Below are 13,203 nucleotides of genomic sequence, written 5' to 3' on the forward strand. Positions count from 1 at the left end.
ATAAACATAGTTTACAAATTTCTTACAAGGGCTTATCTTATCCCTAAAATCAATATAGGATGTAATTTCCAAGAAATTACATCCTAACTTTTGTATATTGCTATAATAATATTAAAAGCCTTCAACATAAAACAAATATTATTTAAATCTATATTTTCTCCCAAATAAATCATCGTATAAAATAGAAAACTCTGTCTCTCTAAAATTAATAAGATTATTTTCTGTTGGTGACATATTAAAGTAAACCTGCTCCGGGTCATTATCTAAATACTGATTAAATACATATCCAAAAAATCCGTCTAAATTTGTATCTGCATAATCAAGCATTGCGCCAGGAAGAGCATTAGCACCCAAATCCATATCCTTCGGTTCTTCTTTATAGTTTGCCCATATAAGATACGGTGTGGCAAAAAGGTCTTTTCTGCTAGTACCAGCCTTCATGTTAAGGTAATATGGATGGGTTCTATACATATCAAATCCTCCTGGGAGATGATCTCCAAACACACATATTATGGCCGGTTTTTCCCTTTCTTTTAAATATTCATAAAGGTAATAAAGGTCATCATCAGAAGCCTTTACACCTGTAAGATATCTTTGAAGCATCTCTTTATCTTCTTCAGAAAGTTCTCCCTCTACAATTATCTCATCAAGTCCAGTAGGAATATAGTAAGGTGCATGATTTTGAACTGTAACTGCAAATATAAATTGATTATCTTCATCTTCTTTCTCAAGTACTTCTATTATTTTGTTCATCATGTCCTTGTCAGACATCCATGAGCCAAAGAAAAATGGATTTTTAAATCCATCAATATCTATAAACCTATCAAAGCCCATAAAATCATAAACTTTGTTTCTATTCCAAAACTCTCCAATATTATTGTGAATAGCAGTAGAGGAATATCCTTGTTCATTAAGAACTCTGGCAAGTGAAAAAATATCGTTTTTTATATGTTGTTGATAAGGCACTGATCCCTCTGGAAGATGCTTTATATTATACCCTGTAAGGAATTCAAACTCTGTGTTTGCTGTCTTCCCCCCTAGAACAGGAACATAAACTTCTCCAATCATACCTTTTGATCCAATCTCTCTAAATTTTGGCATTGGATCCTGGGAAAATACTAGACCTTCAACCTTATTAAAGTCAGCAAGACCTTCTGACATAATGACTATTATATCAGGTCTTTCCCCATTGTCCGCTTCAAAATCTATTAGCACATCATTAATATCCTTCATATGGTTTTCGCTATAATTTAGAGGTTTAGATATTATTATATTGCTGAGATTTATTGTAAATCCAAGAAGTAATCCATTTTCTTTATAATTTTCTCCTTGATTCCAAAAATAGTTTACTATTTCGTTTTCCCTAAAAAAATTGGCTCTGTGACTACTCTCAAAAGAGAATCCCGCCAAAATACTCATTGCAAAACCTACTATTAGTATTTTTGATAAAATTTTAGTTTTGCTAAATCTCTTGATATAAATCTTACGTTCAAAAAAAACATAATATAGAATAAGTAAAATCATTATTGAAAGTCCAAAAACTAAAAATATTTTAGCCTGTCTATCTATAAGATCCCCCTGCATAGCAGGCATTACCCTAAGTGCATCCTGTACAAAATATATATCCCAAGGGAGAAAAGGTTGACCTTGATATTTCATCTTTGACATATTTACAAAACCCATTGCCCCAGTTAAAAGCAAGGTTATAATAGATGATATAGCTGCCCTTGAAAATATAGAATATAGGAACATATTAATTGCAAAGCATATAAACAGATTTATAAATGCATGTCTTGGGTTGTTAAGCAAAAAATAAAAACCTTCTGATACTGAGCTTCTATTTGCAATCTCAATCATAAAAACCATAGGTACTGAAAATAAAAGAGAAAGAAGCAGCCCTATATAGCCTGCTCCTTTTATATGTATTTTTTTCAACTAAAACACGTCCAATCTATATCTATAGAAATTATAAGTCTATTTTAAACTTTCAATTTGAGAAGGAGATAAAAAGTCAGTATAAAATCCATATACTCCAATATCTAAAAGCCTCTTTGCCTCTTCAGCATTATTTATAGTATGGGTATAAACCTTCACTCCATATGCATTAAAGCTATCCATATATTCTTTAGTTATTCTTTCTGGTGGTATAGTCACAACCTTTATTCCTTTAGAAGTCGCAAATTCAAGTGCTCTGCTATTTGTTGTTGATGTAGAGTAAAGAGTATATATCATAGATTTAAATGGATGGCTACTCATTACTGTATCGTACATAGCCTCATTATATATCTGAGGTATTATTCTATCAAGTACAGAAGGGTCTAACTCTTTTACAACCCTAACCATCTCGTCAAACTGACTCTTTGCTTGTATAGGATCTGTAACCTTAGTATCTGTAATTATGTATATATCTTTATTAGCACTCATTATATTTATAAGTTTTTCAAGCTCCATAGGTTCATACATTCCTCTAACTCTATGACTCATAAATTCTGCTTTTGTTGGGATTTCATTGGTTTTTTCCGCTGGGATAGGTCTTCCATATCTCTCTGAAAGAAACTCATAATAATTATGAGTTACAGCTAGCTTTCCATCAGATGTAGGAAGAATATCCACTTCAAAAAGTCTAAACCCATTTTTATAGTTTCCCTGCATTGCTTCAAAGGTATTTGTATTGCTCATTCCATTAATACCTCCAAGAGCATGAGCTATTCCTCTATTTTCAGTCCATGCATAAGGTGCTCTAACTTCTGCCACCTTTTCTATGAAATTAAACTCTAGTTTCATATTTGGAGTATTCATTATTTTTCCAAATGCACTTTCTACTCCGGCTGTACTTATAAGAATCTTACCCCCATGAAACTGAATCTCTCCTGGCATTACTCTTTCCATGCCGTTTATAGTCACTGAGCTATTGTTACCACTAAAGCTAACAATTACCCCGTCTTTATGGTATTCATTTGCAAATGCCTTTTCATAGCCCATAAGACTCATTATATCGTCAGTATCTACAAAGAGCCTGTGATTTACAAAGATTACATCTATCTTATTTTCCTGAGTCTCTTCCGTAGTTATCTGCTCAGAGCTTTTACTTTCTGTCTGATTTGCATATGCATTCGTTGCTCCAGATAGTGATATTATAATTGCTGCACCAAAAGCTATCCATCTTTTCATCCGCTTCACGCTCCTGTGTATAAAGTTTGATATTTAAAATTCTGACCTTGCTAAACAAAAGTATACCATAATATAGTATGGTTTTTTAAATTACATTTTAGAAACAAAAGGAGCAGAGCCTCTTTTTTTAGAGGTCTGCTCCTTATTAACCATCCTGACCTTGAAGCCCTAAACTTATAAGCAGTGCTTTGTCAATCTCTTCCATAAAGTCATCATCGCATCTGCCTACTTTTTCTCTAAGCCTTTTTTTATCAATAGTTCTTACCTGCTCTAAAAGAACTACAGAGTCTTTGACAAGACCGAAGTTTTCAGCCTCAATCTCCACGTGAGTTGGAAGTTTTGCCTTGTTTATTTGAGACGTGATGGCAGAAACAATCACCGTGGGAGAATATTTGTTCCCTATGTCGTTTTGGACTATAAGAACAGGCCTTATGCCCCCTTGCTCTGAGCCTACAACGGGGCTTAAATCAGCGTAAAATATGTCACCTCTTCTAACCATAGTGTTATTACCCACTCTTTGCCATCTTCCCTTCATGCTATCGATTTAAGAAGGTAAATTTTGCCAAAAGCTTACCTTTAACGGGATTTCATTTTCAAATAATCTACTACTTCTATAACTGCACCCTTTGACCTATATACCCGTGGAACACGCCTTTGAACCATACAAAGTAGTTCATAATTTATAGTCCCAAGTCTATTTGCAAATCTCTCTATATCAAAATCTTTTTCATCTGAAAAAATAGTTACTGTATCTCCTACATCTGCCATTTTTTCAAGTCTTATCATCGTTTGATCCATGCAAATTCTACCTACTACAGGAGCAATTTCATTTTTTAATTTCACTTCACATTTTCCCGAGAGCATTCTAGTAAACCCATCTGCATAACCAATCGGAAGGGTAGCTATTATTTCTTTGCCTAAGGTTTTATATGCATGACCATAGCTCACACCTTTTCCTTTTTCAAGGATTTTTATATGAGAAATAGTGCTTTTAAGAGACATTGCAGGTTTCAGGGCAACTCTTGATTTATCTACATCCTCTGATGGATAATGGCCATAAAGAGATATTCCCACCCTTACCATATCAAGATGATACTGAGGAAACATAATAGTTCCTGCACTATTGCATACATGCTTAATTCCAGTATCTATTCCTTTTTTTTCTAAACCATTTATTATTTTTATATATTTTTCAAATTGCCTATGGGTAGGCTCTGGATTTATATCATCAGCCAATGCAAAATGAGTAAATATTCCTGTTATCTCAAGATTTTCAAGGCTTGAAATCTCAACTATATCATCAATAGCCAAATCGTCGCATTTAAATCCCAATCTAGACATTCCTGTATCTAATTTTATATGTACTTTTCCTTTTTTCCCAGTTTCAATACAGATTCTTGAAAAAACTTTTGCCTTTTCAAGGGAATATAAGGTAATGTCTATATCATTAATAAGCATATCTTTAAAGCTACTCTGCGGAACATATCCCATACACATTATAGGTATTTTAATATTATTTTCCCTAAGTTCAAGGGCCTCTTCACAGGTAGCAACTCCAAGGTAGTCTGCCCCTTCTTCCTCAAGTATTTTGCCAATTTGAACGGCTCCATGTCCATATGCATTTGCCTTGATTACAGGACAAAATTTGGTGTCTTGTTTTAATAGCTTTTTAATATTCCTAACGTTTTCCTTAAAGTTATCTGTGTTTATATCTACCCAGGTAGGTCTGAATTCTTTTATCAAATTTACATTCCCCCTCTAAACTAAATTCCCATCTTTATATATTATACACTGTAAAGACAGGATTTCCAATATTCTAAATTTTATGAGGGTTACTGTAGACCTTGATTAAGACTCTATTATCGCAAAAGCAACTGCATACTCCTTACAATGAGATATAGTAATATTTATATTTTGAGTGTTCATTTCATTTGCAAGGATCTTAGCATTTCCATAAAGAGTAATTTCAGGTTTTCCTTTTCCATTTCGTGATATCGCTATATCCTTCATTGTAATTTTAGAGAAGCCTGTCCCTAAAGCCTTTGCTATAGCTTCCTTTGCAGCAAAACTTCCAGCAACAGTCTCTGTTTTAAATTTTTTTGATTTAAAATATAAAAGCTCATCATCAGTAAATAGTTTTTCCAAAAATCTACTATTTTTTGAAATAGCTTTTTCTATTCTATTTATCTCAATAATGTCAGTCCCTATTCCAATTATCATAAAAGCCACCTAAATTCTAAAAAATCAGCTATCATATATTTTAAGTAAAAATTATTACAAAATATTTTTATCTAAAATCTCTGTATCTTTAGCTCCTACAATTCCATGTAAAAAGCCATAGATACTGTTTATTCGTTTTTCTAAAAATTCTCTTTTTTCCCTATCCTTTTTTAGCTTTTCCCTTAACTTCTCTATCTCTATAAGAGTCTTCTTAAGCTCTACTTCATCTTTTTTCATATATTCATATGCATAGTTTACAGTTTCTTTCAAAAGCTCAATATTCTTACTTTCTTTCTCATAAATCATATCCTGAATCTCGTTTTCTTTTTCAAGTATTTCAGTCCTGATTTCTTCCATTCTTACTTTTGACTGTTCTAAATCTTTTTCCAAGCTGTTTTTGCTGTTTGAATTAATTTCATTTGATAAATAAAGTATTTTAGCAGTTATTCTGGATTTTTCCTTATGAAGGGAATTCACCTCAAGTATCTGCTTTTTTTCAACATTAATAAGAGCTTGAAGCTCTTTAGATAATTCCTTCATTTTTGGACTCTGCCCAAGCTTTATCATAGTCTGGTAAGGCTTATAGTTTAAAAGTATAGGCACCCTTTTTTTTGATAGTATCTGTTCAAAAATATTATTCTCCATATTCCCGCTACCTCTTTTACATCCAAAGTTTTTAATTGATACTATGATTATATCAAATTAAAATACTTAATTCTATGGAACTATATTCCTGTATACCTTGTTTTATATACTCCAAAAAAAGACTAGGCTAAGCCTAGTCTCCCTTTGCCATCCTTATTCTGTTAATTGCTTTTCTAAGTTTAACTTCAGCCATATCCATTTCCAAATTTGAAATTTTTCTATTGATAATAGCTTCTGCTCTTTCTTTAGCTTTTTTAGCTCTCTCTATGTCTATATCCATAGGCCATTCTGCAGCTTCAGTTACTATAGTAGCCTTTTCTTTATCTACTTGAATAAAGCCTTCTGCAAGAGTAGCCTCTTTGAAACTACCATTCTTCTTTATTTTTAGCACACCTATATCAAGTGGTGCAACATAATTAGTATGGTTTTTCAGTATTCCTACGTCTCCCTCTGTAGTCCTTACGACTATCATCTCTACTTCTTCATCAAAAAATAGTTTGTCTGGGGTGACAATTTGAAGGTTAAAAGTAGCCATGGCTTACTCTCCCTTCTTAGCTTTTTCCACTGCTTCGTCTATACTTCCAACAAATAAAAATGCTGACTCAGGAAGGTTATCATGCTTTCCATCTATGATTTCCTTAAATCCTCTTATAGTTTCTTTTAGTGGAACATATTTTCCTTCCATTCCTGTAAACTGCTCTGCAACCGAGAAAGGCTGAGAAAGGAATCTCTGGATTCTTCTAGCTCTTGCAACCGTAATCTTATCCTCATCGGAAAGCTCATCCATACCAAGGATAGCTATGATATCCTGAAGCTCTTTATATCTTTGTAGTATTGACTGTACAGATCTTGCTACTTCATAGTGCTCTCTTCCAACAACATCTTCGGTAAGTATTCTTGAAGTGGAATCCAGTGGATCAACTGCTGGATAGATACCAAGAGATGCTATATTTCTTGAAAGAACTGTTGTCGCATCAAGATGGGCAAATGTAGTTGCAGGTGCTGGGTCAGTAAGGTCATCGGCAGGTACATATACAGCCTGTACTGAAGTTATAGAACCTTTTTTAGTAGATGTGATTCTCTCTTGTAGAGCACCCATCTCTGTCGCAAGTGTAGGCTGATATCCAACCGCTGATGGCATACGCCCAAGAAGAGCTGAAACCTCAGAACCTGCTTGTGTAAATCTGAATATATTATCTATAAATAGAAGAACGTCCTGTCCTTCCTGATCTCTAAAATATTCAGCCATAGTAAGACCAGAAAGACCAACTCTCATACGAGCTCCAGGAGGCTCATTCATCTGACCATATACAAGTACAGTCTTGTCTATAACTCCAGATTCCTTCATCTCTTCGTAAAGGTCGTTTCCTTCCCTTGTACGCTCTCCAACCCCTGTAAATACTGATATACCACCATGCTCTTTTGCGATATTATTTATAAGCTCCATTATAAGAACTGTCTTTCCTACTCCAGCTCCTCCAAATAGTCCTATTTTTCCACCTTTTGCGTATGGTGCTATAAGGTCCACGACTTTTATTCCAGTTTCAAGTATTTCAGTTGAAGTCTCTTGATCTTCATATGATGGTGCTTCTCTATGAATTGGAAGTCTTTCTCCACTTCCTACGTATTCCATTTCATCTACTGGCTCTCCTAAAAGATTAAATATTCTTCCAAGAGTATCTCTTCCTACAGGAACAGTTATAGCTCTTCCTGTGTCCACAGCCTTCATTCCTCTGACAAGACCATCTGTAGAACTCATGGCAATGCATCTTACTGTATCATCCCCAGTATGCTGAGCCACCTCTACAGTGATTTTCCTTCCATCATGCTCTATTTCTATTGCATTTAAAAGATTAGGAAGGTTCTCAGAAGGAAATCTTATATCCAGTACTGGTCCGATTATTTGGACAACAGTACCAATATTTTTTTCTGGCATTCTTTTTCCTCCTTCTATGCTTACTTGAGGGCTTCAGCCCCTGCTACAATTTCAGATATCTCCTGTGTGATTGTAGCTTGTCTAGCTCTATTATATCTAAGCTGTAATGTGTCTATCATTTCTCCTGCATTATCTGTAGCAGACTCCATAGCAGTTCTTCTTGCTCCTTGTTCAGAGGCAAAGGACTCAACTATTGCTCCAAAAATTATTCCATCGATATATTTAGGAACAAGGTAATTGAATACTCCCTCAGGAGAAGGCTCATACGTTATTGAGCTTGTTTTAGAAACCTCTTCCTTTTCAAAAGATAGAGGAAGAAGCTTTACTATTTTGGGTTCTTGAGTAAGACTTGAAACGAATTCGGTGTACACTATGTACAATTCGTCGATTATTCCCTCTTTATACATCTTTATCCCTTGCTCAGCAATTTGGGTGACTTCCGCAAGTTCTATTCCTTCTGCCTTAGAGGAAAACTTTCCATGGATGTCATATCCTCTTTTAGAGAAATATTCTATCGATTTTTTTCCCACAGCTATAATAGAAGATTTCTCTCCGTTCATATGGTTAAGGGCTTCTTTAAGGACATTTGAGTTATATCCTCCTGCAAGTCCTCTATCTCCTGCTATTACTATATAGCCTTTATTAGGATTTTCCTTTTGCACTATATATGGAGATTTCAAGCCAGTTGTGTTTGCAGCAATCTTTTTCATGGTTTCGTAAAGAATTTTAAAATAAGGTCTTGAATTTTCAACCTTTTCTTTAGCTTTTCTAAGCTTTGAGGACGAAACAAGCTCCATTGCCTTTGTAATCTGCATGGTGCTCTCGACGCTTTTTATACGTCTTTTTATGTCCTTCATTCCTGCTCCTGCCATATTTCATTCACCTCCTCATCTAGAGGCTACTTACTATTTTTGAACTTAGTCTTGAATTCTTCAATAGCAGCCTTTAATTTTTCCTCATTTTCCTTAGTTAAATCCTTTGTATCTAGTATATCTTTACCTATTTCAGGATAAGCTTCAGACATGAATTTAAATAGCTCTTCTTCAAACTCTCTAACATCTTCTACTTCTATATCCTTTAGATAGTTATTATTTACCGCATATATAATCATTACCTGATGCTCAACATTTATAGGTGATGATTCTCCTTGCTTTAGTACTTCAACTATTCTTGCCCCTTTTTCAAGTCTGTCCCTTGTATCTTTGTCAAGGTCTGACCCAAACTGTGCAAAGGCCTGTAACTCTCTGTACTGAGCATATGCAAGCTTTACTGTACCTGCAACCTTTTTCATTGCTTTTATCTGTGCGTTTCCTCCAACCCTTGAAACTGAAATCCCAGGGTTTACAGCAGGTCTTACCCCTGCATAGAAAAGCTCAGATTCTAGGAATATCTGTCCGTCAGTTATAGAGATTACGTTTGTAGGTATATATGCAGAAACGTCACTTGCCTGAGTTTCTATTATTGGAAGTGCTGTAAGGGAGCCTCCTCCTCTTGCATCACTAAGCTTTGCAGCTCTCTCAAGAAGTCTGGAGTGTAGGTAAAATACATCACCTGGATATGCTTCACGACCTGGAGGTCTTCTTAGAAGCAGGGAAAGGGCTCTATATGCCACCGCATGCTTTGAAAGGTCATCATATACACAAAGAACATGTTTCCCTTTTTCCATAAAGTATTCACCCATAGAGCATCCTGAATAAGGAGCTATATACTGAAGGGGAGCAAGCTCTGATGCAGTTGATGAAACTACAATCGTATAATCCATTGCACCAGCTTTTTGAAGAGTGTCAACTATTTGAGCAACAGTAGATCTCTTTTGTCCTATTGCAACATATATACATATTACATCTTTTCCTTTTTGGTTTATTATAGTGTCAAGGGCAATAGCAGTCTTACCAGTTTGTCTGTCACCAATTATAAGCTCTCTTTGTCCTCTTCCTATAGGTATCATGGAGTCAATTGATTTTATACCTGTCTGAAGTGGCTCATGAACTGATTTTCTGTCTATGATTCCAGGTGCATTAGTCTCTATTGGTCTAAAATCACCTGTACTTATTGGACCTTTTCCATCTATGGCTTGTCCAAGGGAGTTTACTACTCTTCCAAGAAGCTGTTCTCCTACAGGAACCTCAACTATACGTCCTGTACTTTTTACCGTGTCCCCTTCCTTGATGTTTTCGTCTGAACCAAGCATTACGGCTCCAACAAAATCTTCTTCAAGGTTAAGGGCCATGGCATAGACCCCTCCATCAAACTGGAGAAGCTCACCCGCCATACACTTTTCTAATCCATGTATTCTAGCTATACCGTCACCAACTTGTATAACCGTACCAACATCTTGAAGATCTATTTTATTTTCATATCTTTTTATCTGTTCTTTTATAATGCTACTTATCTCTTCTGGTCTAAGTTCCATGGTCTCACCGCCCTTCTATGCAATTATTGCTGATATTTCATCTTTCAGTCCTTCAAGACGGCTTTTAACAGTTCCGTCTACTTGTTTGTTTCCAATTTTCAGAAGTACTCCTCCTATTAGTGATTCATCAACCACAGTATGAAGGACTATATTGCTCCCAGTAATTTTTTTAAGTCTTTCTGAAAGTATAGTTCTCATATCTTCTGATAAAGCTACTGCTGTAACAGCTGTAACCTCTTTAATATTTCTGCTTTCATTTAAAAGCTCTTTATATGTGGCTACTATCTGATGAAAAGATTCAAATCTTTTCTTATCTACTAATACTTTAAGAAAATTAATTGATTCATTTGATATTTTTTTAGCGAATATTTCATCAATTAAAGATTTTTTCTCGTCTTTAGAAACCATAGGAGCCTTAAGTATTTTAAGAAGTCCTTCATTTTCTCTAAAAACAATATCTAAAGAATTAAGTTCCTCAAGAAAACTATCTTCCTTTTTTAGCTCTAAAGCAACTTCAAAAAGCGCTTTTGCATACCTTTGCTGAACTAGTTCTGCCATGAGGTATCACCTACATTGTCTATAAATTCCTTGATAAGAGTCTCGTGGTCACTAGAATTTATATCCTTCTTAATAACCTTTGATGCTATCATCATCGCTATATCTGAAATATCATCTTTGATTTCATTTACAGCCTTTTGCTTTTCTCTTGCAATTTCATTACTAGCCTTGTCCATAATCCTATCAGCTTCTTTTTTAGCTTCTTGAATTATCTCTTCTGATCTTAGCTCAGCTCTTTTAGAGGCGTCTCTTACTATTTCTGCAGCCTCAGATTTAGCAGCAGCGATTTTCTCCATGTATTGAGTTTCTAAAGTTTCAGCCTTTGACTTTGCATCCTCTGCTTCTTTAAAAACCTTTTCTACTTCGATTTGCCTGTTTTCCATAAAAGACTTCACTGGCTTGAAAAGTAATTTTTTAAGGACAAGGAACAAAATAAAAGTATTTACTATTGTAAAAATAATACTCCAGTCAAGTCCTACGAAATTTTGGTATCCCATTTTTTTCCTCCTTCCTTCATTAACTGCTTTTTCCCCAAAGCCTAGGGCAAATTATAACCCTAAGCCATTCATAAGAGCTGTTACAAAAGGGTTTGCAAATATAAGGATAAGAGCAATTACAAGCCCGTAGATACCTGTTGACTCGGCAACCGCTGCTCCAAGAAGCATTGTTCTTACTATGTCTGATTGTGCTTCTGGTTGTCTTCCAACAGCCTCTGCACCTTTACCTGCTGCGAATCCCTGACCTATACCAGGACCTATACCTGCGATCATCGCAAGACCTGCTCCTATTGCTGATGCTGCCATAACTATTGCAAATTCTAAACTGAACTGTTCCATAACTTAAATTCCTCCTTAATCTTTGTTGGTTAATTTTTTTTACTTTACAAAATGTTAGTCCATAGCCATTGCTACGAATACCATTGTAAGCATACAGAAAATAAATGCTTGAAGTATACTTGTGAACAAGTCAAAGTATATCGACAAGACTGCTGGAAGACCTACTTGAAGTATTGGTATGTCATTGAATATTGGTAAAAATGACCCAAATACAACACTACTAAGCCATCCTAAAAAGCCGTATAATAGCATTGTTATTACCATTCCTCCGGCTATGTTTCCAAAGTGACGAAAGCTAAGCGACACTGGATTTGCCAGCTCTGAAATAATATTCAGGGGCAAAAGCATTGGAAGTGGTTCCAAAAATCCCTTCAAATAACCTTTCAGACCTTTACTTCTCACACCACTGACTTGAACAAGCGCAAATGTGATTAGAGCCCATCCTACTGTAGTATTTAAATCCGCAGTTGGTGGTCTTAGGCCAAAAAGACTTAGAAGGCTTGAAAAAAGTGAAAATGCAAAAAGAGTTCCGATATAAGGGGCAAATCCAAGTTTATCTTTCCCCATGGTCTGTTCTACAAGAGAATATACTCCTCCGACATAGCCTTCAACCACTACCTGAGCCCCCCTGGGAACTCTTTCCATTCTCCTTGTTCCAAGATATGCCAGTAATGTAAGTATAATCATAACGAGCCATGAATTAATTACAGTCTCTGTTACAGCTATTCCTCCCATTAATGGTATTTCAAAAAGAATCTTAGGACCGTTCACTATATCCCTCCTTTCCTAGTATTTTGGTACAAGATTATAAATTTTGGAAAAAACATAGGAATAATTGTACCTATGACATTTATATAGTCAGCCTTAACTGAAACTAAAAGTACAACTCCAGTCAAGACAAGCCTAACAATATAGTTTCTTCCCGCATAGACCATGGCTTTTGAGGGATCCAGAGTTACTGATTTTTTTATACTTAAAGACAAGAGCCTAAAATTAAGTACTGTAAACACTGAACCGAAAAAAATCCCATAAAGCAAGGCTTTATCTAAAAAACCAAAGACTAAAGCAATAAAAACATAGAGAAGAGATAGTAGAAAGACTCCTTTAGCAACTTTGATTGTCTCCTTTAATGTCACATCCACAGTAATCAACCGCCTTTTCTATTGTCTCCATCTTTTTTTGAAAACTGAGAAAGTTTGTAGAGATTTATAAACGCCGTCATTACTCCCAATATTATGAAAATAAAGAGCACCCACACCCCTAGATCAAATCTTTTCATAAGGTAGTTTGCTAGCCATACGCAACCTATTATAGGCACTACCATAGATATTCCAATTTGACTAATAAGGGCAAGGTTAGAGAGTGCTTTATAATAACCGTCTTTTTTGTCAGCCAATCTGCACCTCCAGTATACATAGGTAATT

The 13,203-nt window shown here is 35.2% G+C and carries 16 protein-coding genes; all 16 read right to left on the reverse strand.

What is annotated here, in order from left to right; translation table 11 throughout:
- Positions 1 to 138: 138 nt before the first annotated feature.
- Entirely contained in the window at positions 139 to 1,935 is a 1,797-nt protein-coding gene (locus J2Z35_RS08790; RefSeq protein WP_209661031.1) for an LTA synthase family protein, read from the reverse strand.
- Positions 1,936 to 1,974: 39 nt separating this feature from the next.
- A complete protein-coding gene (locus tag J2Z35_RS08795; RefSeq protein WP_209661032.1) occupies positions 1,975 to 3,171 on the reverse strand; it encodes a phosphatidylinositol-specific phospholipase C/glycerophosphodiester phosphodiesterase family protein in 1,197 nt (398 codons plus the stop codon).
- A gap of 145 nt (positions 3,172 to 3,316) precedes the next feature.
- Positions 3,317 to 3,706, reverse strand: coding sequence for a type II toxin-antitoxin system PemK/MazF family toxin (locus J2Z35_RS08800; RefSeq protein WP_281063630.1), 390 nt, complete (start codon positions 3,704 to 3,706; stop codon positions 3,317 to 3,319).
- A 41-nt stretch (positions 3,707 to 3,747) separates the two neighbouring features.
- Complete coding sequence (gene alr, locus J2Z35_RS08805) at positions 3,748 to 4,914, reverse strand: alanine racemase (RefSeq protein WP_209661033.1); 1,167 nt, start codon at positions 4,912 to 4,914, stop codon at positions 3,748 to 3,750.
- A gap of 105 nt (positions 4,915 to 5,019) precedes the next feature.
- A complete protein-coding gene (gene acpS / locus J2Z35_RS08810; protein WP_209661034.1) occupies positions 5,020 to 5,391 on the reverse strand; it encodes a holo-ACP synthase in 372 nt (123 codons plus the stop codon).
- A 54-nt stretch (positions 5,392 to 5,445) separates the two neighbouring features.
- Complete coding sequence (locus J2Z35_RS08815) at positions 5,446 to 6,036, reverse strand: hypothetical protein (protein WP_209661035.1); 591 nt, start codon at positions 6,034 to 6,036, stop codon at positions 5,446 to 5,448.
- Positions 6,037 to 6,169: 133 nt separating this feature from the next.
- The gene (locus tag J2Z35_RS08820) at positions 6,170 to 6,571 is read right to left on the reverse strand and encodes a F0F1 ATP synthase subunit epsilon (RefSeq protein ID WP_209661036.1); all 402 of its coding nucleotides are present in this window, start codon (positions 6,569 to 6,571) and stop codon (positions 6,170 to 6,172) included.
- 3 nt (positions 6,572 to 6,574) lie between these two features.
- Positions 6,575 to 7,972 (reverse strand): F0F1 ATP synthase subunit beta, encoded by a 1,398-nt coding sequence (gene atpD, locus J2Z35_RS08825; RefSeq protein ID WP_209661037.1) that lies wholly within the window; start codon positions 7,970 to 7,972, stop codon positions 6,575 to 6,577.
- Positions 7,973 to 7,992: 20 nt separating this feature from the next.
- Positions 7,993 to 8,844, reverse strand: coding sequence for an ATP synthase F1 subunit gamma (atpG, locus tag J2Z35_RS08830; protein ID WP_209661038.1), 852 nt, complete (start codon positions 8,842 to 8,844; stop codon positions 7,993 to 7,995).
- 26 nt (positions 8,845 to 8,870) lie between these two features.
- Positions 8,871 to 10,385, reverse strand: coding sequence for a F0F1 ATP synthase subunit alpha (gene atpA / locus J2Z35_RS08835; protein WP_209661039.1), 1,515 nt, complete (start codon positions 10,383 to 10,385; stop codon positions 8,871 to 8,873).
- 15 nt (positions 10,386 to 10,400) lie between these two features.
- Entirely contained in the window at positions 10,401 to 10,943 is a 543-nt protein-coding gene (locus tag J2Z35_RS08840) for a F0F1 ATP synthase subunit delta (RefSeq protein WP_209661040.1), read from the reverse strand.
- Positions 10,931 to 11,440 carry a F0F1 ATP synthase subunit B gene (gene atpF, locus J2Z35_RS08845; protein WP_209661041.1) on the reverse strand — a complete coding sequence of 170 codons (510 nt, stop codon included), beginning with the start codon at positions 11,438 to 11,440 and terminating at the stop codon, positions 10,931 to 10,933. Before atpF ends, J2Z35_RS08840 begins: the two co-directional genes overlap by 13 nt.
- A 51-nt stretch (positions 11,441 to 11,491) precedes the next feature.
- Entirely contained in the window at positions 11,492 to 11,779 is a 288-nt protein-coding gene (gene atpE / locus J2Z35_RS08850; RefSeq protein ID WP_209661042.1) for an ATP synthase F0 subunit C, read from the reverse strand.
- Positions 11,780 to 11,833: 54 nt separating this feature from the next.
- The gene (gene atpB / locus J2Z35_RS08855) at positions 11,834 to 12,550 is read right to left on the reverse strand and encodes a F0F1 ATP synthase subunit A (RefSeq protein WP_209661043.1); all 717 of its coding nucleotides are present in this window, start codon (positions 12,548 to 12,550) and stop codon (positions 11,834 to 11,836) included.
- Positions 12,550 to 12,921, reverse strand: a complete 372-nt coding sequence (locus J2Z35_RS08860; protein WP_209661044.1) for an ATP synthase subunit I — start codon at positions 12,919 to 12,921, stop codon at positions 12,550 to 12,552. Before J2Z35_RS08860 ends, atpB begins: the two co-directional genes overlap by 1 nt.
- 5 nt (positions 12,922 to 12,926) lie before the next feature.
- A complete protein-coding gene (locus J2Z35_RS08865) occupies positions 12,927 to 13,175 on the reverse strand; it encodes an AtpZ/AtpI family protein (RefSeq protein ID WP_209661045.1) in 249 nt (82 codons plus the stop codon).
- Positions 13,176 to 13,203: the final 28 nt, after the last annotated feature.

The organism is Acetoanaerobium pronyense, assembly GCF_017874355.1.
GTDB classification, from domain to species: domain Bacteria; phylum Bacillota; class Clostridia; order Peptostreptococcales; family Filifactoraceae; genus Acetoanaerobium; species Acetoanaerobium pronyense.

What these genes read in the sequence shown, in the direction of transcription:
- J2Z35_RS08795 (WP_209661032.1), bottom strand. Translation starts at nt 3,171, where the DNA reads ATGAAAAGATGGATAGCTTTTGGTGCAGCAATTATAATATCACTATCT.
- J2Z35_RS08800 (WP_281063630.1), bottom strand. Translation starts at nt 3,706, where the DNA reads ATGAAGGGAAGATGGCAAAGAGTGGGTAATAACACTATGGTTAGAAGA.
- acpS (WP_209661034.1), bottom strand. Translation starts at nt 5,391, where the DNA reads ATGATAATTGGAATAGGGACTGACATTATTGAGATAAATAGAATAGAA.
- J2Z35_RS08815 (WP_209661035.1), bottom strand. Translation starts at nt 6,036, where the DNA reads ATGGAGAATAATATTTTTGAACAGATACTATCAAAAAAAAGGGTGCCT.
- J2Z35_RS08820 (WP_209661036.1), bottom strand. Translation starts at nt 6,571, where the DNA reads ATGGCTACTTTTAACCTTCAAATTGTCACCCCAGACAAACTATTTTTT.
- atpD (WP_209661037.1), bottom strand. Translation starts at nt 7,972, where the DNA reads ATGCCAGAAAAAAATATTGGTACTGTTGTCCAAATAATCGGACCAGTA.
- atpG (WP_209661038.1), bottom strand. Translation starts at nt 8,844, where the DNA reads ATGGCAGGAGCAGGAATGAAGGACATAAAAAGACGTATAAAAAGCGTC.
- atpA (WP_209661039.1), bottom strand. Translation starts at nt 10,385, where the DNA reads ATGGAACTTAGACCAGAAGAGATAAGTAGCATTATAAAAGAACAGATA.
- J2Z35_RS08840 (WP_209661040.1), bottom strand. Translation starts at nt 10,943, where the DNA reads ATGGCAGAACTAGTTCAGCAAAGGTATGCAAAAGCGCTTTTTGAAGTT.
- atpF (WP_209661041.1), bottom strand. Translation starts at nt 11,440, where the DNA reads ATGGGATACCAAAATTTCGTAGGACTTGACTGGAGTATTATTTTTACA.
- atpE (WP_209661042.1), bottom strand. Translation starts at nt 11,779, where the DNA reads ATGGAACAGTTCAGTTTAGAATTTGCAATAGTTATGGCAGCATCAGCA.